An 18,040-nucleotide genomic window follows, 5' to 3' on the forward strand; every position below is an offset into this window, starting at 1 on the left:
CTGTGGGGGCGGGCGTGCTCGCGATGTGGGTGGGTCAGCCCCACCGCTTTCGCGAGCAAGCCCGCTCCCACTGGCTGCTTTGCTGTCTTCTAACCGTGTGAGATTGGGGAGGTGTTTACGCGACGATGGGCGGGGCGCGGGTGCGGGCGCCGGGGAAGAAGGTTTGCCGGGCGTGGCCCAGGCGGGTGGCGGGTGTACTGAAGGTGCTGGTTTTTGGGGCGTCGAATGGAACGAAAGACTGGCCGCCCGTCAGCGCCGGGCAGTTGAACAGCAGGCTGCAATAGCCGCACTTTTCCCAGATCGCATGATGGGAGGTTTTGGGTGGACAGTGCTCGGCAGCGGGTGTCGCGCCGTGCTCGCCGTGCGCCATCGCTGACATGTCCATGCTCATGTCCATCGACATGTTCATGGACATCGAAGAGGCGCGCTGATCCATCGGCATCGGCATCGACTGAGAAATCAGCGGGCCGATGAAGATCATCAACATGGCGAACAGGCTGATCCAGCTACCGCGTGTCAGGCTCAATGGCTGACGACGGGGCGCGGATGGCCTGGCGCTAAGCGGGCGCATGGGCGTATTCAGCTCTGGCAGTTACGGATTGTGTGCGTGCACTTGCACGCCGCCCGGTGCGGTTTTCTGCACCGAGACTTCGACCGTCACGTCACCGGACTTTTCGAAATGCATCGTCAGCGGGAACCGCTTGCCGTCGCTCAGCAGGCTGCGGTCTTTCAGTTCCAGCAGCATCACGTGGTACGCCATCGGTGCAAACGTGACGTCGCCGCCAGCCGGGATTTCGACGGCCGGCACCTGCTGCATTTTCATGAGATCGTTCTGCATCACGTGCTCGTGCAACTGGGCGATGCCCGCAATCGGCGAGTCGACGCTGAGCAGTTTGTCGGCGGTTTTGCCGGGGTTTTGAATCACGAAGTAAGCCGCAACGGTCGGCGCGTTCGGTGGCAACTCCTGTGACCACGGATGAGCGATTTGCAGTTCGCCAGCCTTGTATTCATGGGCATTGGCAAAGCAGGCAGGCAGCAGCAATGCAGCCAGAACGATGAGTTTGTTCAACATGGCAGTTCTCCAGAACGATTCAAAACGCAGGTCAATTGCGAGAAGGAATCACACCAGAGGGGATGCGCGGGGGTTGAGGTTCGGCCATTGCTGGCGCGGAGTAGGGGTGTCGAGTGCGGTGGTGGGCAGGCTTCGATTGGTTTCGAAGCGCGCGAAATACAACTGCGGCACATGCCCGGGCAACGCCACCAATGGCGCAGAACCGGAACAGCACCAGCAATGCTGCATGTTGGAATGATCGTCGTTCTGCGGAGCTTTCTGATCAAGCGTCCCCAGAGAAATCGCCACCATCTTCGTGCCGGTGGACGAGCAGAAACTGCCCCACAACACCTGTTCGGCCGGCGATTTCGCCGTCTGCGCCATCGCTCCGGTCATCGGCATGGCGAGCATGTTGAACAGCACTGCGAAGCAGGCTATCCATGCAATTGCGAGCCGTTGTCGGGACATGGGACAGATCCGGTTGGGTGGGAGATCAGGCGCGGCTATTTAGCCTGATCAGTGCCGATAAGTAAAAACGCGGCCTGCGGTTTGGTGTCGCAGCGTGTTTCAAATGAGTGTAGCGGCTCCCATTTGAAATGCCGGGGGCTGGCCCGGGAATAATTACTGATCGGTCAGAGTATTTCGGCGAGCGCCTCCAACACCTGCACTACCGACCCAAACTCCCGCTCCACCCCCGGCAACACCGGCCGTTTCAACACCAGCACCGGCACCCCACGCTCCCGCGCCACTTCCAGTTTCGGCTCGGTGGCGGTGCTGCCGCTGTTTTTGCTGATCAGCACATCGATCTGCCGGCGCTCGAACAACTCACGCTCATCCTCGATCAGAAACGGCCCGCGTGCGCCGATCACTTCGCAGCGCTCGTTGCCCGGATAAACGTCCAGGGCGCGCAATGTCCAGAATTGCTGCGCAGGGATTTCATGCAGGTGTTGCAAGGGTTCGCGGCCGAGGGTGAACAGTGGGCGACGAAACGGTTTCAGCGCGTCGATCAGTTCGGCCCAGTCACTGACTTCGCGCCAGTCATCTCCGGCTTGTGGTTGCCAGGCCGGGCGGCGAAGTGCCCAGCAGGGGATGCCGGACACTTGAGCGGCGGTCGCGGCGTTCTGGCTGATTTGCGCAGCGTAGGGATGAGTCGCGTCCAGCAGCAGATCGATCCCTTCGTCGCGGATGAACTGCGCCAGGCCGTCCGCGCCGCCATACCCGCCAACGCGAACCCGACAGGCCAGATCGGTCGGCACACGACCGACGCCGGCCAGGCTGTAGATGTGTTCCGGCCCCAGCGTGCGGGCGATGGCCAGCGCTTCCGTCACGCCGCCGAGCAGCAATAGGCGTTTCATTGAAAAGCTCCTGCGTGGCCGACAATCCCGCCTTGTCGATCGATGGCAAACACTTCGACCTGAACCTGCGCCGGCACCACACTGCGGGCAAAATCCAGTGCGTGCCGGCATACCGCGTCGCCGAGTGCGATGCCGGCGGCGCTGGCCATGGCCAAGGCCTGTTGACTGGTGTTGGCTTCACGTATTGCCTGCTGCAGCGCTTCGTCCGCGCCGACCGCCGCAGCCCATTCGGCCAGTTGCGGCAGGTCGATGCTCGAATGCCGACTGTGCAGATCCATGTGCCCGGCCGCCAGTTTGCTGATCTTGCCGAAACCGCCACAAATGCTGAGTCTGGCCACCGGCACTTTGCGCAGATGTTTGAGTACTGCACCGACGAAGTCGCCCATTTCGATCAGGGCGATTTCCGGCAGGCCGTAGACTCGGCGCATGGAGTCTTCGCTGGCGTTGCCGGTGCACGCGGCGATGTGCAGGTAACCGTTGGTTTTTGCCACGTCGATGCCCTGATGGATCGAGGCAATGTACGCCGCACAGGAAAACGGCCGGACGATGCCGCTGGTGCCGAGAATCGACAGGCCACCGAGAATGCCCAGCCGAGGGTTCATGGTTTTCAAAGCCAGCGCCTCGCCGCCCTCGACATTCACCGTGACCTCGAAGCCGCCGGGGTAATCGAGCTCTTGCGCGAGCGAGGTCAAATGATCGCTGATCATCTTGCGCGGCACCGGGTTGATCGCCGGCTCACCGACGCCCAGCACCAGGCCCGGACGGGTGACGGTGCCGACACCACGACCGGCACAGAAACGAATGCCCGGCTCTACGCTCAGTCGCACTTGGGAATAGAGCAGCGCGCCGTGGGTCACGTCCGGATCGTCACCGGCATCCTTGATCGTTCCAGCTTCGGCGCCGTCATCCAGCAACCGGCAGAATTCCAGGCGCATCTGCACGCGCTTGCCTTTAGGCAGGACGATGTCCACGGCGTCTGCACTCGTTCCGCCGAGCAGCAATCGAGCGGCCGCCAGGCTGGTGGCGGTGGCGCAGCTGCCGGTGGTCAGGCCGCTGCGCAACGGTGCGGGTTGTTCGGCGGTTTCGTCACGCATCGAAAGGTTTGACCACGTCCAGCAAAGTAATCGGCAAGGCCTGGCGCCAGGTATCGAAGTCGCCCAGCGGTTGCGCCTGGGCGATATGAATACGCGTCAGCTCGCCGCCATGTTGCTCGCGCCAGGCCATCAGGGTCATTTCACTTTGTAGCGTGACCGCGTTGGCGATCAGTCGGCCACCAGGTTTGAGCCCTGCCCAGCAAGTGTCCAGAACGCCTTTTCGGGTGACGCCGCCGCCGATGAAGATCGCGTCCGGGCGTTCCAGACCTGTGAGGGCTTGCGGCGCACTGCCGCGAACCAATTGCAGGCCGGGCACGCCGAGCGCGTCGCGGTTGTACTCGATCAACAGTTGCCGGCCTTCATCGGCCTCGATCGCCAGCGCCCGGCAACCCGGATGGGCGCGCATCCACTCGATGCCGATCGAACCGCTGCCGGCGCCGACGTCCCACAACAGTTCACCGGGAACCGGGGCCAGGCGCGCGAGGGTGATTGCACGCACATCACGCTTGGTCAGTTGACCGTCGTGCCTGAACGCCGAATCCGGCAGGCCGGCCAGTCGCGAAAGACGCGGCGTGTCGGGGGCGGCGATGCACTCGATGGCGATCAGGTTGAGGTCGGCGATAGCCGGGTCGGCCCAGTCGTTGGCGACACCGTCGATGCGTCGCTCGGCCTCGCCACCCAAATGTTCCAGCACGCTCAGGCGGCTCGGTCCGAAACCACGTTCGCGCAACAACGCCGCTATTGCGGCGGGGCTTTGCCCATCGTTGCTGAGCACCAACAAGCGAACACCGCTGAACAACTGCGCGTTAAGTGCCGCGACCGGGCGAGCGACCACCGATAGCGTGACGACATCCTGCAACGGCCAGCCCATTCGCGCGGCCGCCAGAGAGCAGGAAGAGGGCGCCGGCAGGATCAGCATTTCCGCGCAGGGCAATTGCCGGGCGAGGCTGGCGCCGACACCGAAGAACATCGGATCGCCGCTGGCCAACACGCACACCGGCTCGCCCCGCAAGGCCAACAACGCATCGAGGGAGAACGGCGTCGGCCAGAGTTTGCGTTCGCCACGGATGCAGGGCGGCAGCAGGTCCAGTTGCCGCTGACTGCCGAAGATCTTCGAGGCAGCCAGCAACGCATGCCGGGCATTCCTGCCCAAACCCTTGAAGCCGTCTTCACCAATGCCTGTCACGGTCAGCCAGCGTGCCATGTGTGATCTCTATTCATCTGCATAAAGCGGCACATGATAACGCGGCGGACGTGGAGGCGAGTAATAGAATGTTTTAAGTTGGTTTGATTGGTCTGTAGCTGGTCGTAGTTAAGTTATGTAGTTTGAATGTTCATGTACTCATTTGATAATGGTTGAAAGGAATTGACTATGGTTATTGATAAAGCAGGGAGCCTGGACTTGATGGCTTATTCCGATGCGTTCAACCGAGACTTCGCGCCACGGCAAACAAAGAATTCTCGACTTTACGCCTCGCAGGATCAGCAAGGCGCTGCCGGGTCGCTATTGGGGGGCAACCTGGTCAGCACGGCCAGAGGCGTGTCGCGTCAGGACAAGCGTGACGTCAACTCCAGCGTGCGTTATGCGCAGTGGTATGCGAGTCAGCAGCGCAATAGGGACACAGATCCCCAAGGCTGGTTTTCCTTGTTTGCCGTGGTGTTATGGGACTTGGGTTGGGAAATTGACGAACGCAGGGTTGTCGAGAAAAGTTACAGTCACTTTGCAGGAAAAGTAACTCAGATTTATTTGAACAGAATTTCCGGCGTTAATAGTCAGATGGCGATAGTTACAAAAAACATGTTTGATTCATTGTTGGCTAATTCGTCGGCGCTTTGGTCATTGGCCACCGAAAGTCTGCGTGGCAGGGAGTTTTCCATTGCCCCCGCTGAATACGACAAACAAGGGAAATTATCACTGGACCTGAATGACTTTTCGCTTCGGGCGCTGGCGCAGCGGGAAGATTTTCTGTTTTGGGACTGGAAGGAGGGCAACGTGACGCTCACGCATCGAGCCGCTCCCTTGACCCTGAACAGAGCCCGCTTCGACGAAGTCCGCCCGGAGTTGAACGATCGGCTCGACCGGATCGCTGACGCCATTTTCGAGTTTTACTCAGAGCGCCTGTGAGGGAGGCCGCCTGATGGATTCAAGGTCGGAGCAAATGCGACACGCGGTCTTATGATGCCGCGCGGCAAAGCAGGCATAATACCGCTCGCCTCCGACGGGGGGCGCTCCCACTTCAGATCCGGTCATCCCTTTGAACGAACTCCCTATGTCCCGCGCTTTACGCCCCTCGGCCTGTCCGGGGCTGCTGCGTATCGTCCAGGCCAGAGACGGCGGTATCTGCCGGATAAAACTGGCCGGTGGCACCCTCACTTCCGAGCAGGCCAACGCTGTCGCCGAAGGTGCACAGCGTTATGCCGGCTCAGTGATCGAGGCCACTAACCGGGCCAACCTGCAGATTCGCGGCATCGTCAAAGAGCAGGAAGCGTTGATCGAAAGTCTGCTCGCCGCAGGCCTTGGCCCTTCGCATGCGGCGGGTGACGATGTACGTAATCTGATGCTGAGCCCGAGCGCAGGTATCGATCGGCAGATGCTGTTCGACACGCGTGAATTGGCCGCACAGATCCTCGCCACCCTGCAAGGGCAAGAACGCTTTCACGACCTCAGCGCCAAATTCGCCGTGCAACTGGATGGCGGTGAACGCCTGGCGATGCTCGAACACCCGCACGATCTGTGGTTGTCCGCGGTCGAGCGAGAGGGCGAGCGGTGGCTGGCTTTCGGTCTGGCGGGATGCCCCACCGATCAACCAGGCGGTCGTGTTCCACTGGAAGATGGCCACGCGTTGGTGGTCGCCGTGCTGGAGCTGTTCCTGAAACTGGCGGGGCCTGAACACACGCGGATGCGCCACTTGCTGGTCGACGTCCCTCAAGCCGAATTTCTCGCTCGCCTCGCCGGGCGACTGCCTTTCCAGCCCGTTAGCGTCTGGCAACGCTCAGTCAGTAACGAGGTGCTGCACATTGGCGCGCAACCGCAGGCGCAAGCCGGTCATGTCTATGTCGGGGCCGTGCCGCCTCTGGGACGTCTCGATAGCACCATGCTTCGGGGCGCCGCTCGACTGGCACAGGAATACGGCGATGCAACGCTGCGGTTCACGCCATGGCAAAGCCTGTTGTTGCCGAACATTCACCATGACAATGCCGATGAAGTCATCCGCCGCCTGCACGCGTTGGGCCTGTTCTGCGATGCCGGTCAGGCCTTGTCGCGGTTGATTGCCTGCACTGGCTCGACGGGCTGCGCCAAGGGCCTGGCCGATACCAAGCAGGACGCTCTGCAACTCGCCGCGTTGCTGCAACGCCATGGCCAGCTGCTGAGCGTGCATCTGAGCGGTTGCCCGCGCTCCTGTGCCGCCGCGCACAGTGCGCCGGTCACTTTGCTGGCCGTCGCCCCCGGTCATTACGACCTCTATTTTCGCGAAGCGGGGCAGCCGGGTTTCGGCGCCCTGCATGCACGCAACCTTACTATTGAAGCGGTCGACGCCTTGCTCGACGCCCGCTCACGGAGCCCCCTTGATGCTTGATTACATCCGCGACGGTCAGGAGATCTATCGCAACTCCTTCGCGATCATTCGTGCCGAGGCCAACCTCGAGCGAATCCCGGCCGATCTGGAAAAACTCGCGGTGCGGGTGATACACGCCTGCGGCATGGTCGATGCGATTGGCGGCCTGCAATTTTCGGAAGGCGCGGGCAAGGCCGGGCGCGATGCTTTGGCCGCCGGTGCACCGATCCTGTGTGATGCGCGGATGGTCTCCGAAGGCGTGACCCGCACGCGTTTGCCCGCGAACAATGAAGTCATCTGCACCCTGCGCGATGAAAGCGTTCCGGAGCTTGCCCGTGAGCTGGGCAACACCCGTTCCGCTGCCGCGCTGGAGCTGTGGCGCCCGCACCTGGAAGGCAGCGTGGTGGTGATCGGCAACGCGCCGACCGCACTGTTTTATCTGCTGGAAATGCTCGACGCCGGCGCGCCGAAACCGGCGCTGATCCTTGGCTTCCCGGTGGGCTTCGTCGGTGCCGCCGAATCCAAGGCCGCACTCGCCGCCGACAGTCGCGGTGTGCCGTTTGTCATCATGCAAGGCCGGCTGGGCGGTAGCGCCATGGCCGCCGCCGCCGTCAATGCCCTCGCCACGGAGATCGAATGATGCAGCAACCTGGACGTTTGATCGGCCTCGGCGTCGGCCCCGGTGATCCGGAACTGATAACCGTCAAGGCCCTGCGCCTGCTGCGCGAATCGCCGGTGGTGGCGTACTTCGTTGCCAAGGGCAAAAAGGGCAACGCCTTCGGCATCATCGAAGCGCATTTGCAGGACGCTCAAACCCTGCTGCCGCTGGTGTATCCGGTGACCACCGAAGCCTTGCCGGCACCGCTGTCCTATGAAGAGGTGATCAGCGATTTCTACGATGCGGCCGGCGAAGAACTTGCCGCGCACCTGGATGCGGGCCGAGACGTGGCGGTGATCTGCGAAGGCGACCCGTTCTTCTACGGTTCCTACATGTACCTGCACGATCGCCTGGCCGAGCGATATGAGGCCGAAGTCGTGCCCGGTGTCTGTTCGATGCTCGGCGGTGCTTCGGTGCTTGGCGCGCCGTTGGTGTATCGCAATCAGAGCCTGTCGGTGCTGTCCGGCGTGTTGCCGCACGACGATCTCAAGCGGCGTCTCGCCGATGCGGATGCGGCGGTGATCATGAAGCTGGGGCGCAACTTTCCCAAAGTCCGTCAGGTGCTGGAAGAACTCGGGTTGGCCGAGCGCGCGCTGTATGTCGAGCGCGCGACCATGGCCAATCAGAAGATCGTACCGCTGGATCAGGTCGAACCGATGTCCTCGCCGTACTTCTCGCTGATCATCGTTCCAGGTGAAAGGTGGCAAGGCTGATGACTCGTCCAGTTCCGGCGATTGTCATTCTCGGCAATGGCAGCCTCGCGACCGCGCGCAAGATTCAGCAGGTGTACCCAGGCGCCTTGATCCACGGACTGGCTGAGCGGGTCGAGGGCGCGGACCGCATCTATCACGAGTTCGGCGCGACCCTGCGTGAGCTCTATCAGCAGGACACGCCGATCATTGCCCTGTGCGCCGCTGGCATCGTGATTCGCACCCTGGCGCCGTTGCTGCTGGAAAAGGGCGCCGAGCCGCCGGTGCTGGCCGTTGCTGAAGACGGCAGCGCAGTGGTGCCGTTGCTGGGCGGTCTGGGTGGCGTGAACGTGCTGGCGCGAGAAATTGCGGCTGCACTGGACGTCGCGGCGGCGATCACCACCAGTGGCGAATTGCGCTTCGGCACCTGCCTGCTCAATCCACCCAGCGGTTATGCCCTGGGCGATCTCGAACTGGGCAAGCGCTTCGTTTCCGATTTGCTCGCCGGTGAAACGGTGCGCATCGAAGGCGCGGCCCCGTGGTTGGCGCAGGCGCAGTTGCCCGAGGACCCGCAGGCGCGGCTGGCCGTTCACGTCGGTCATGCCGAGCGTACGCCGGCGGCCAACGAGCTGTTGATCTATCCGCGCAACGTGTTGGTGGCCGTCGGGACCGGCGTGGCCGATCTGCCGGGTGCGATTCGCGAGGCGTTGCATCAGGCAAAGATCGCCGTGCAATCGGTGGCCTGTCTGCTGGCCGCCGATAGCGAAATGTCGAGTGCGGCGCTGCGTGAAGCGGCGCTTGAGCTGGGTGTGCCGCTGCGTTTTGGCAACGATGTCGGCGCAGTCAGTGAGCTGGCACGCAACGCCCTCGGTCAGTCTGTGAAGATCTTCGGCGATGACACCCTTGCAATCGCGGTGGCCGAGCAACCTCTGGACCCATTGTCGATCGGTCGTCCTCGCGGTCGTCTGGCGGTGATCGGTCTTGGCCCTGGCGCTGCCGAGCTGATGGTGCCGGCGGTCAAGGCCGAACTGGCGCGCGCCAATGATGTGCTCGGTTATGAAACCTATGTGCGCATGGCCGGCCCGTTCCGTGCGGATCAAGTCATGCATTGCACCGACAACCGCGAAGAGATGCAGCGTGCGCGCCACGCATTTGAACTGGCGGCGCAAGGACGGTCGGTGGTGGTGGTTTCTTCCGGTGATCCGGGAGTGTTCGCCATGGCGGCTGCGGTGCTCGAAGCACTTCACGAGTCCAGCGATGCCGCGTGGCACAACGTCGATCTGGAAATTCTGCCGGGGGTTTCTGCTTCACTGGCGACTGCGGCTCAAGCCGGTGCGCCGCTGGGGCATGACTTCTGTGTGTTGTCGCTGTCGGACAACCTCAAGCCATGGGAGATCATCGAGAAGCGTCTGGACCTTGCATCACAGGCCGACCTCGCCCTGGCGTTCTACAACCCGATTTCACGCTCCCGTCCATGGCAACTTGGCCGGGCGCTGGAGATCGTCGCGCGATACCGCATACCTGCGACGCCGGTGGTGTTGGGGCGTGACATCGGTCGCCCGGGGCAGACGCTACGAGTGACGACGCTTGGCCAGTTGACCCCGGACCAGGTGGATATGCGCACCATGGTCCTGGTGGGTTCGTCTACGACCTGCGTGTTTTCGCGTATGGGGGGTGGTGACTGGGTGTACACGCCGCGTTGGTATGGAGAAAAGCCTGCCACCTGAGGCATTGCGCTTCGCTAAAAAAGCCACGGCCGGGTTTCCACTCGATTTGCCGTGGCTTTTTCTTTGCTGTGCCGTAAAAAACATTCGCCAGAGGATGTAGGTTAATTCCTGAATGAATAGAGGATATTTGCCTTTTAGCTCTCTTGGTGAGTCGGATTATTTACCTTTATGCGTAAGTTGAGTTCTTGTTTTTTTATGGGGCGTGCAGGCGTGTGCGGATCTATTGGGTTTTTCTGTAGTTTGGTTTTTATTGGTTTGTTGTAATTAATTGTGGTTCGTTACATCTCGATATTTGTAGGTTGTTTTATTGTTTTTTTATAAGTCCTGACGCTGTTGAATTCATTCGGTGGGTGCGATAGTTTTTTGGTGGAGCCAGTTCGGCTTTTATATGTTTGAATTTAAGGTTTATAAGATGAATAAAATGAATGAAGCAGAAGCCAGTCTTTATTTCGATCAATGTCTTGAACAATGTCGAGCCAAACTTGAACTTGCCGGTCCGAAAATCCAGGCGCGCTCCGCAGTAAAGCTACCGTTTGACCGGGATGAAATGAATGCCGCGATCATGGGCAGCGGTGTGGTGGGCTTTCTGGACGGGATGTCGCGGCGCAACAAGCGCATCGTAAAAAACACGTACGCGTATGCCGATATCGCTTCAAAAGTGCTGTTTCCCGCTAAAGAGCAGAAAATCGCCCGATACGAGTGCTTTAAAAAACTGATGTTTGCCACGGGCTGGACCGAATACCACAGTGCCTTTACCCAGTACAAATCCACCTCTGCCAAGTTGACGCTGGATAATGTAGCGCTGGATATTGTTCATTCTGTAGCCGGTGGCCTGGCGGGTACGGCCGCGAATGCGCTGAAAGTTGTCGCAGACAAAACTATTGATGCACTGAAAAAACAACCTGAAGCCGTCAAGCTTTTTGAGCGTCATGCAACTGAAGCCAGTGGTGGTAATTTTGGCGTGTCTGTTTGCAAGCAAGACGAAGAAGCTGAAGTGACAATGGCCGTGGCGACGGTCCGTTACGACTCATCGGACAATAATGCGAAAGTTCTTTTTGTGGAATGGGATACTTCCGAACTTCCGATTTTTCAAGGTAAGGCGCACTTTACCATTCACGAAGAAGACTTGAGGAGAGAGGCTGAGTGCATCAAGTACCTTGATGATCTCAGAGAGGCCGTTTTCATGGAGTTTGCGCCGGTTTAATGAAGTCCGGCCGCCAGGGGCAATAAGCCCCTGGCTTTCAGTGACGGGTTGGCACTAAGGCACCAGGTAGCCTTTTACGCCAGTGAAGATGATTTGTGCTGCCAGTGCACATACAAACAACCCCATCAGCCGACTGACAATCTGCAAGCCCTGGTCGCCGAGAATGCGCTCGATGCGGTTCGACAGGTAAAGCACCACACCAACGGTAAAGCTGGCCAGGGCAATGCTGAGGATGGCGGTGAGCTTGTCATCCCAGTGGGGCTGGCTCACGCCCATCACCAGCAAGGCGCCGATGGTGCCGGGGCCGACGGTCAGGGGGATGGTCAGCGGGACGATGGTGACGTCCTGCTGCACGTTATCGGTCTGGACCGCCGACTTGCCCTGGGCCATGCCCAGTGCCGAGATAAACAGCACGCTGCCGGCACCGATGCGGAACGCATCCACGGTAATGCCGAAAACACTGAAAATGTACCGTCCGAACAAGTACAGCAAGACACTGGAAATCAGTGTGGCCGTTGCCACTTTCCAGGCCAGCCGCCGTTGTTCCTTGCGCGAATAACCGCGGGTCAGGCTGATGAAACAGGACAACACGAAGAACGGGCTGTAGAGCACCAGCATCTTCAGGTAAACGCTGAACAACACGTGGAGCATGATGCAGGCTCACTGGCGAGAGAAGTCGTGGGGGAGTCTATCAGGCGTTGCAGGGTCTGTCGGCTCAGGACGGTTGCGTTGCCGTCCGTTGCTGCTGATCGCGCTGGGCAACCCAATGTTCGATCAGCTCGCGCAACTGCGACAGCTCGACCGGTTTGGCCATGTGGCCGTCCATGCCGGCCTGACGTGCGCGCTCTTTATGCTCGGCGAGGATGTGTGCGGTCAATGCCACCACGGGGGTGCGAATCCGTTGGTTGCCGACTTCCCAGGCACGCAATTGCTGGGTAGCGGAGAAACCGTCGAGGATCGGCATTTCACAATCCATCAGCACCAGGTCGTAACGTTGGGCTTTCATTGCCTGCAAGGCTTCTTCGCCATTGCTGGCGGTGTCCGGTTGCAGGTTGAGTTTACCCAGCATGCCGCGAATCACCTTGGTTGAGATGCTGTTGTCTTCGGCCACCAGAATGCGGAAGTCGCTGGGAACCTTGACCGGCAGGGTCGGGCCGGTGGATGGGAACTGCGATACCGCGAGGCCCTTGTTACGTTGATTCAGCTCATCCGCCAGCGTGGTCTTCAAGGTGTAGCCGGCCACCGGTTTGGCGAGGATGCGTTTGATCCCGGAGTTGCGCGCGATGATCTTGCTCGGCGCATTGCTGATGCCCGTGAGCATGATCAGCAGGATGTCGTGGTTCAGGCTCGGGTCTTCCTTGATCTTGGCCGCCAGTTGCATGCCGGTCATGCCGGGCATGTTCTGGTCCAGCAGGACCACGTCGAAGTAATCGCGCAGGTGGGCCTTGGTGCGCAGCAACGCCAGGGCTTCCTTGCCGGACGGGACCGCGCTGACATTCAGGCCCCAAGCACTGCACTGCTGCACCAGTACCTTGCGGCAAGTGTCGTTGTCGTCCACCACCAATACCCGTGCTCCCTGCAGCGGGCCATCGAGGTCGGACGTCGGGTGTTCGAGGCGGTCGGGGTCCAGCGGCAAGGTCAGCCATAAGGTGCTGCCCTGGCTGGCGCCGCTCTTGATGCCGAATTCCCCTTGCATCAGGCGAATCAACTGACGGGCGATCACCAGCCCCAGGTTGCCACCCAGGCGGGTGGTCGAGAGGAAGTTCTTGCTGTGCAGTTCGGCGTGCATCAACGCGTCGCGTTCTTCGGCGTCCATCGGCTCGCCGCTGTCTTGTACGGCAATGCGCAAACGCGGTTTGGCCGTGCGCTCGTCGAGGGCGACGACAATCAGGATCTCGCCTTCGTCGGTTTTCTTCAGGGCGTTTTCCAGCAGGCTCAGCAGCGTCTGGCGCAGGCGCGTCGGGTCACCGCTGATGACCCGCGGCACTTGTGGCTGGATAAAGCTGATCAGCTCGACGTTCTGCTGTTCGGCCTTGGCGCGGAAGATACTCAGGCAGTCTTCGATCAGCGCATTGAGATCGAACTGCACATCGTCGAGCTCGATCTGCCCGGATTCGAGCTTGGAAATGTCGAGAATCTCGTTGATCAGGGTCAGCAGTTCGTTGCCGGCGCTGTGAATGGTTTGCACGTAATCGCGCTGCTTGACCGAGAGTGGCGTGCCCAACAACAGCTCGGTCATGCCCAGAACGCCATTCATCGGGGTACGGATTTCATGACTGATCTTAGCCAGGAATTCGGCCTTGGCATTGATCTCTGCGTTGCTGGCGGCCAGATCGCGGCTGACGCTGAAACGGTCTTCGGTGATGCTGCGCTGGCGTTCGCTCAGGGCAATGCTCATCAACAGGCCACTGATGCAAATGAACACCAGCAGGGCAATGATCAGGCCTTGCGGTTCTACCAGCGTCAGGCCGAGCAGCGCCGGCAGGATAATCAGCGTACCGACGTTGAACACCACCATGGCGGCCACGAACAGCCGGGCCGGGCGATAGCCTTTTTGCCAGTGCCAGGCGCTGACGAACAACATGGTGAGGCCCGCGAGGGCGACCAGCGCGTAGGTGATGATGTTCAGCGGCAGCGTGTTGACGAACAACAGCAACAGGCCGCAAGCCACAATGAACAGGATGTCGCCCAGCAGCAGCTTGTTCAGCGGGTGAGGGCCGAGCGGGGCGAAGAAACGGTAGGCGAACATCAGCCCGCACGGTGCGGTCAGCAGCAGGGCGAGGTAAGCGCCCGGCGTTTGCACCGCATGCCAGTCCGACAGCCATGGGCCCGCGAGATTCAGCAGCAGCGCCAGGCTGAGCATCAGCAACGCTTCACAACCTGCCAGCCACAGGCTGCTGCGCGAGCGGGTGTAAGCGTAACGGATCAGGTTGTGCAGGATCAGCATCCCGATGCAGCCGAACAGCAGACCGTAAATCAGCGTCTGGCTCTGATTGGCTGCGGTCATGATTGCCGATTGCAGGGTGATGTAAGGCCGCATCTGGTGCTCGGACACCAGGCGCAGGTAGACGTCGAGGGGTTTGTCGCTTTGCGGCAACGGCAACATGAAGTCGCTGTTGGGTAGTGGCCGTTCTGCCTGAGGCTGTTCGGTGCCGGTGTTCAATTGCTCGATCAGCTTGTCGCCGTCCAGCACATAAAGATTGAGGTGCGACAGGTCGGGAGCGAACACCCGCAACAACTGCTCATGCTTGCCGGGTGCCAGTCTGAAGCGCAGCCAGAGTGCACCACCGGGCTCGGCCGCGGTGAGGCGTTCGAGTTCGATGGGGCTGAATTGATTGGTGAAACGAGCGGAACGGATGTCGCTGAGTTGCAGGTCGCCCTGTTCGTCAAGCAATAGCGCCCAGCCACTGCCTTGCGCGGCTTGGGCCGGAAGCATGCAGAGCAGCGTCAGCAGCGTGACTGTGAAACCTATGGCAATCCTGAGCCAGCGCACGGCGAAATCCCTTCGTAGGTTGATGCCAGAATATAACTATGCGCGGCGCCGGAATAGTCCGGCAAGGGCTTGAATCCCAAGCCCTGCCGAATGGATCGCTTATTCCTGATTTTCGCCACGCTCACGGGCAATGGCACGGTAGCCAATGTCGTTGCGATAGAAGCAGCCTTCCCAGTCAATCTTCGCGGCCAGCTTGTAAGCCTGCTGCTGGGCAGCATCGACGCTGGCACCCATGGCAGTGGCGCAAAGCACCCGACCGCCGGCCGTCACCACTTGACCGTCCTTGAGCGCAGTACCGGCGTGGAAGACTTTGCCTTCCAGCGCTGCGGCTGCATCCAGACCGTTGATGGCGACGCCTTTAGCGTAGTCGCCAGGATAGCCGCCTGCCGCCAAAACAATACCGACGCTCGGACGTGGATCCCATTGGGCTTCGACCTTGTCCAGCGCTTGCGCCAGGGCCGCCTCGACCAGCAACACCAGGCTCGACTGCAAGCGCAGCATAACCGGTTGGGTCTCAGGGTCGCCGAAACGGCAGTTGAATTCGATGACTTTTGGGTTACCAGCCTTGTCGATCATCAGGCCAGCGTAGAGGAAACCGGTGTAAACATTGCCTTCCTCGGCCATGCCGCGCACGGTCGGCCAGATCACCAGGTCCATGACGCGCTTGTGCACTTCGCTGGTGACGACTGGCGCAGGAGAGTAAGCACCCATGCCGCCGGTGTTCGGGCCGGTGTCGCCGTCGCCGACGCGTTTGTGGTCCTGGCTGGTGGCCATCGGCAGTACGTTCTTGCCGTCGACCATGACGATGAAGCTGGCTTCTTCGCCGTCCAGGAATTCTTCGATGACCACGCGCGAACCGGCTTCGCCAAACGCGTTACCCGCGAGCATGTCGCGCACGGCGTCTTCGGCTTCGGCCAGTGTCATGGCAACGATCACGCCTTTACCGGCGGCCAGGCCATCGGCCTTGATCACGATCGGTGCGCCTTTTTCACGCAGATAAGCCAGGGCTGGCTCGATCTCGGTGAAGTTCTGGTAGTCGGCGGTCGGGATCTTGTGGCGTGCCAGGAAATCCTTGGTGAAGGCTTTCGAACCTTCCAGCTGCGCGGCGCCAGCGGTCGGACCGAAGCAGTCCAGGCCACGGGAGCGGAACAGGTCGACGACGCCGGCAACCAGCGGCACTTCCGGACCGACGATGGTCAGGGAAACGTTTTTCTCGGCGAAGTCGGCGAGTTGCTCCAGTGCGAGCACATCGATAGCGACGTTTTCGCACTTGGCTTCAATGGCGGTGCCGGCGTTGCCCGGAGCCACGAAAACTTTCTGCACGCGCGGATCCTGAGCCACTTTCCAGGCCAGGGCGTGTTCACGGCCACCGCTGCCAATGATCAAAACATTCATTTCAAAAACCTCGGATGACGCTAATTCTGTGATGCACCGCAGAGATGCTTTTCTGTAGGAGTGAGCCTGCTCGCGATGGCGGCGTTACAGTCAGAATCAATGTGTCTGAAAGGACGCTATCGCGAGCAGGCTCACTCCTACAGTTGATCGTGTTCTTAGTGACGGAAGTGGCGCATGCCGGTGAACACCATGGCGATGCCGGCTTCATCAGCTGCTGCAATCACTTCGTTGTCACGCATCGAGCCGCCTGGCTGGATCACCGCAGTGATGCCGACCTTGGCCGCGTTGTCCAGGCCGTCGCGGAACGGGAAGAACGCGTCGGATGCCATGACCGAACCCGCCACCTGCAAGCCGGCATGTTCAGCCTTGATCGCGGCAATGCGCGCGGAGTTCACGCGGCTCATCTGGCCAGCGCCGACACCGATGGTCTGGCGGTTCTTGGCGTAGACGATGGCGTTGGACTTGACGTACTTGGCGACTTTCCAGGCGAAGATCAGGTCGTGGATTTCCTGTTCGGTCGGTGCACGCTTGGTCACGACTTTCAGGTCATCGGCGCTGATCATGCCAATGTCGCGGCTCTGCACCAGCAGGCCACCGTTGACGCGTTTGTAGTCCCAGGCAGCAGCGCGGTCAGCCGACCACTCGCCACAGGCCAGCAGGCGCACGTTGGCTTTTGCCGCGACGATGGCGCGGGCTTCTTCGCTGACGCTTGGGGCGATGATCACTTCGACGAACTGACGCTCGACGATCGCCTTGGCGGTCTCGGCATCCAGCTCGCGGTTGAAGGCGATGATGCCGCCGAACGCGGATTCAGTGTCGGTGGCGTAGGCCAGTTCGTAGGCCTGACGGATGCCGCCTTCGGCGTCCGGGCTCACGGCAACACCACACGGGTTGGCGTGCTTGACGATCACGCAGGCCGGCTTGACGAAGCTCTTCACACATTCCAGCGCGGCGTCGGTGTCGGCCACGTTGTTGTAGGACAGCTCCTTGCCTTGCAGTTGGGTCGCGGTGGCGATACCAACTTCAGCCGGCTTGGCTTCAACGTAGAACGCCGCGCTCTGGTGCGGGTTCTCGCCGTAGCGCATTTCCTGAGCCTTGATGAACTGGCTGTTGAAGGTGCGCGGGAACTCGCTGCGACCTTCGGTGGTGAGGGTGTCAGCGGCCTGGTTCACGGTGCCCATGTAGTTGGCGATCATGCCGTCGTAGGCAGCGGTGTGTTCGAAGGCCTTGAGCATCAGGTCAAAACGCTGAGCGTAGGTCAGGCCGCCGGCCTTCAGGCTTTCCAGCACGTTGGCGTAGTCGCTGGCATTCACCACGATGGCCACGTCTTTATGGTTTTTTGCCGCGGAACGGACCATGGTCGGGCCGCCGATGTCGATGTTCTCGATGGCGGTCGGCAGGTCGCAGCCTGGCTTGTTGATGGTGGCTTCGAACGGGTACAGGTTGACCGCCACCAGATCGATCGGCTTGATGCCGTGCTCGTTCATGATCGCGTCGTCGATACCGCGACGACCGAGGATCCCGCCGTGGATTTTCGGGTGCAGGGTTTTCACCCGACCGTCCATCATTTCTGCGAAACCGGTGTAATCCGCGACTTCCACTGCGGCAACGCCGTTGTCACGCAGCAGCTTGAACGTTCCGCCGGTGGAGAGGATCTCGACGCCCAGGGCTTCAAGCTCTTTGGCGAATTCGAGGATCCCGGTCTTGTCGGAAACGCTGATCAAGGCGCGGCGGATCGGCAGGCGGGTAGTCTGGTCGGTCATTTCAATTTCCATCAAAAGCAAAGGAGTCAGCAAAAAAGGCGACCGTTTTTACGC

General features: G+C 60.6%; 16 protein-coding genes. 6 read left to right on the forward strand and 10 right to left on the reverse strand.

Annotated elements, in window-relative coordinates:
- Positions 1-115: 115 nt before the first annotated feature.
- The 6 genes from PMI32_RS10345 to PMI32_RS10320 form a co-directional block, all read right to left on the reverse strand.
- Entirely contained in the window at positions 116-571 is a 456-nt protein-coding gene (locus PMI32_RS10345; protein WP_008031226.1) for a DUF2946 domain-containing protein, read from the reverse strand.
- Positions 572-592: 21 nt separating this feature from the next.
- Complete coding sequence (locus PMI32_RS10340) at positions 593-1,072, reverse strand: copper chaperone PCu(A)C (protein ID WP_008031228.1); 480 nt, start codon at positions 1,070-1,072, stop codon at positions 593-595.
- Between the two features lie 48 nt (positions 1,073-1,120).
- Positions 1,121-1,519 carry a DUF2946 domain-containing protein gene (locus tag PMI32_RS10335; RefSeq protein WP_008031229.1) on the reverse strand — a complete coding sequence of 133 codons (399 nt, stop codon included), beginning with the start codon at positions 1,517-1,519 and terminating at the stop codon, positions 1,121-1,123.
- 164 nt (positions 1,520-1,683) lie between these two features.
- Positions 1,684-2,406, reverse strand: coding sequence for a cobalt-precorrin-6A reductase (locus tag PMI32_RS10330; protein WP_008031231.1), 723 nt, complete (start codon positions 2,404-2,406; stop codon positions 1,684-1,686).
- Entirely contained in the window at positions 2,403-3,500 is a 1,098-nt protein-coding gene (locus PMI32_RS10325) for a cobalt-precorrin-5B (C(1))-methyltransferase (protein ID WP_008031233.1), read from the reverse strand. The genes PMI32_RS10330 and PMI32_RS10325 overlap by 4 nt, the downstream gene beginning before the upstream one ends.
- A complete protein-coding gene (locus PMI32_RS10320; RefSeq protein WP_008031235.1) occupies positions 3,493-4,704 on the reverse strand; it encodes a bifunctional cobalt-precorrin-7 (C(5))-methyltransferase/cobalt-precorrin-6B (C(15))-methyltransferase in 1,212 nt (403 codons plus the stop codon). Before PMI32_RS10320 ends, PMI32_RS10325 begins: the two co-directional genes overlap by 8 nt.
- Positions 4,705-4,872: 168 nt before the next feature.
- Between PMI32_RS10320 and PMI32_RS10315 the strand changes: the two genes are divergently transcribed.
- The 6 genes from PMI32_RS10315 (at position 4,873) to PMI32_RS10290 (ending at position 11,335) form a co-directional block, all read left to right on the forward strand.
- Positions 4,873-5,625 carry a hypothetical protein gene (locus PMI32_RS10315; RefSeq protein WP_008031237.1) on the forward strand — a complete coding sequence of 251 codons (753 nt, stop codon included), beginning with the start codon at positions 4,873-4,875 and terminating at the stop codon, positions 5,623-5,625.
- A gap of 145 nt (positions 5,626-5,770) precedes the next feature.
- Positions 5,771-7,078 carry a precorrin-3B synthase gene (gene cobG / locus PMI32_RS10310; protein WP_008031238.1) on the forward strand — a complete coding sequence of 436 codons (1,308 nt, stop codon included), beginning with the start codon at positions 5,771-5,773 and terminating at the stop codon, positions 7,076-7,078.
- Positions 7,071-7,697 carry a precorrin-8X methylmutase gene (locus tag PMI32_RS10305; RefSeq protein WP_008031239.1) on the forward strand — a complete coding sequence of 209 codons (627 nt, stop codon included), beginning with the start codon at positions 7,071-7,073 and terminating at the stop codon, positions 7,695-7,697. The genes cobG and PMI32_RS10305 overlap by 8 nt, the downstream gene beginning before the upstream one ends.
- Complete coding sequence (locus PMI32_RS10300; protein WP_032828913.1) at positions 7,697-8,428, forward strand: precorrin-2 C(20)-methyltransferase; 732 nt, start codon at positions 7,697-7,699, stop codon at positions 8,426-8,428. The genes PMI32_RS10305 and PMI32_RS10300 overlap by 1 nt, the downstream gene beginning before the upstream one ends.
- Positions 8,428-10,131: a precorrin-3B C(17)-methyltransferase gene (cobJ, locus tag PMI32_RS10295; protein WP_008031245.1), complete on the forward strand. Its 1,704-nt coding sequence runs from the start codon at positions 8,428-8,430 to the stop codon at positions 10,129-10,131. The genes PMI32_RS10300 and cobJ overlap by 1 nt, the downstream gene beginning before the upstream one ends.
- Before the next feature lie 412 nt (positions 10,132-10,543).
- Positions 10,544-11,335: a hypothetical protein gene (locus PMI32_RS10290; protein ID WP_008031247.1), complete on the forward strand. Its 792-nt coding sequence runs from the start codon at positions 10,544-10,546 to the stop codon at positions 11,333-11,335.
- Between the two features lie 54 nt (positions 11,336-11,389).
- Here the strand turns inward: PMI32_RS10290 and tspR are convergent, their stop codons facing one another.
- From tspR to purH, 4 genes are all read right to left on the reverse strand, one after another.
- Positions 11,390-11,986 carry a type III secretion system genes modulator TspR gene (gene tspR / locus PMI32_RS10285; RefSeq protein ID WP_008031249.1) on the reverse strand — a complete coding sequence of 199 codons (597 nt, stop codon included), beginning with the start codon at positions 11,984-11,986 and terminating at the stop codon, positions 11,390-11,392.
- Positions 11,987-12,050: 64 nt separating this feature from the next.
- Positions 12,051-14,828 (reverse strand): hybrid sensor histidine kinase/response regulator, encoded by a 2,778-nt coding sequence (locus PMI32_RS10280; RefSeq protein WP_008031251.1) that lies wholly within the window; start codon positions 14,826-14,828, stop codon positions 12,051-12,053.
- A gap of 99 nt (positions 14,829-14,927) precedes the next feature.
- On the reverse strand, positions 14,928-16,223 hold the full coding sequence (gene purD / locus PMI32_RS10275; protein WP_008031253.1) for a phosphoribosylamine--glycine ligase: 1,296 nt from the start codon (positions 16,221-16,223) through the stop codon (positions 14,928-14,930).
- A gap of 155 nt (positions 16,224-16,378) precedes the next feature.
- On the reverse strand, positions 16,379-17,986 hold the full coding sequence (gene purH, locus PMI32_RS10270; RefSeq protein ID WP_008031255.1) for a bifunctional phosphoribosylaminoimidazolecarboxamide formyltransferase/IMP cyclohydrolase: 1,608 nt from the start codon (positions 17,984-17,986) through the stop codon (positions 16,379-16,381).
- Between the last annotated feature and the right edge of the window lie 54 nt (positions 17,987-18,040).

This window comes from Pseudomonas sp. GM60, from assembly GCF_000282415.1.
In the GTDB taxonomy this organism is placed as follows: domain Bacteria; phylum Pseudomonadota; class Gammaproteobacteria; order Pseudomonadales; family Pseudomonadaceae; genus Aquipseudomonas; species Aquipseudomonas migulae.

What these genes read in the sequence shown, in the direction of transcription:
- PMI32_RS10345 (WP_008031226.1), bottom strand. Translation starts at nt 571, where the DNA reads ATGCGCCCGCTTAGCGCCAGGCCATCCGCGCCCCGTCGTCAGCCATTG.
- PMI32_RS10340 (WP_008031228.1), bottom strand. Translation starts at nt 1,072, where the DNA reads ATGTTGAACAAACTCATCGTTCTGGCTGCATTGCTGCTGCCTGCCTGC.
- PMI32_RS10335 (WP_008031229.1), bottom strand. Translation starts at nt 1,519, where the DNA reads ATGTCCCGACAACGGCTCGCAATTGCATGGATAGCCTGCTTCGCAGTG.
- PMI32_RS10330 (WP_008031231.1), bottom strand. Translation starts at nt 2,406, where the DNA reads ATGAAACGCCTATTGCTGCTCGGCGGCGTGACGGAAGCGCTGGCCATC.
- PMI32_RS10325 (WP_008031233.1), bottom strand. Translation starts at nt 3,500, where the DNA reads ATGCGTGACGAAACCGCCGAACAACCCGCACCGTTGCGCAGCGGCCTG.
- PMI32_RS10320 (WP_008031235.1), bottom strand. Translation starts at nt 4,704, where the DNA reads ATGGCACGCTGGCTGACCGTGACAGGCATTGGTGAAGACGGCTTCAAG.
- PMI32_RS10315 (WP_008031237.1), top strand. Translation starts at nt 4,873, where the DNA reads ATGGTTATTGATAAAGCAGGGAGCCTGGACTTGATGGCTTATTCCGAT.
- cobG (WP_008031238.1), top strand. Translation starts at nt 5,771, where the DNA reads ATGTCCCGCGCTTTACGCCCCTCGGCCTGTCCGGGGCTGCTGCGTATC.
- PMI32_RS10305 (WP_008031239.1), top strand. Translation starts at nt 7,071, where the DNA reads ATGCTTGATTACATCCGCGACGGTCAGGAGATCTATCGCAACTCCTTC.
- PMI32_RS10300 (WP_032828913.1), top strand. Translation starts at nt 7,697, where the DNA reads ATGCAGCAACCTGGACGTTTGATCGGCCTCGGCGTCGGCCCCGGTGAT.
- cobJ (WP_008031245.1), top strand. Translation starts at nt 8,428, where the DNA reads ATGACTCGTCCAGTTCCGGCGATTGTCATTCTCGGCAATGGCAGCCTC.
- PMI32_RS10290 (WP_008031247.1), top strand. Translation starts at nt 10,544, where the DNA reads ATGAATAAAATGAATGAAGCAGAAGCCAGTCTTTATTTCGATCAATGT.
- tspR (WP_008031249.1), bottom strand. Translation starts at nt 11,986, where the DNA reads ATGCTCCACGTGTTGTTCAGCGTTTACCTGAAGATGCTGGTGCTCTAC.
- purD (WP_008031253.1), bottom strand. Translation starts at nt 16,223, where the DNA reads ATGAATGTTTTGATCATTGGCAGCGGTGGCCGTGAACACGCCCTGGCC.
- purH (WP_008031255.1), bottom strand. Translation starts at nt 17,986, where the DNA reads ATGACCGACCAGACTACCCGCCTGCCGATCCGCCGCGCCTTGATCAGC.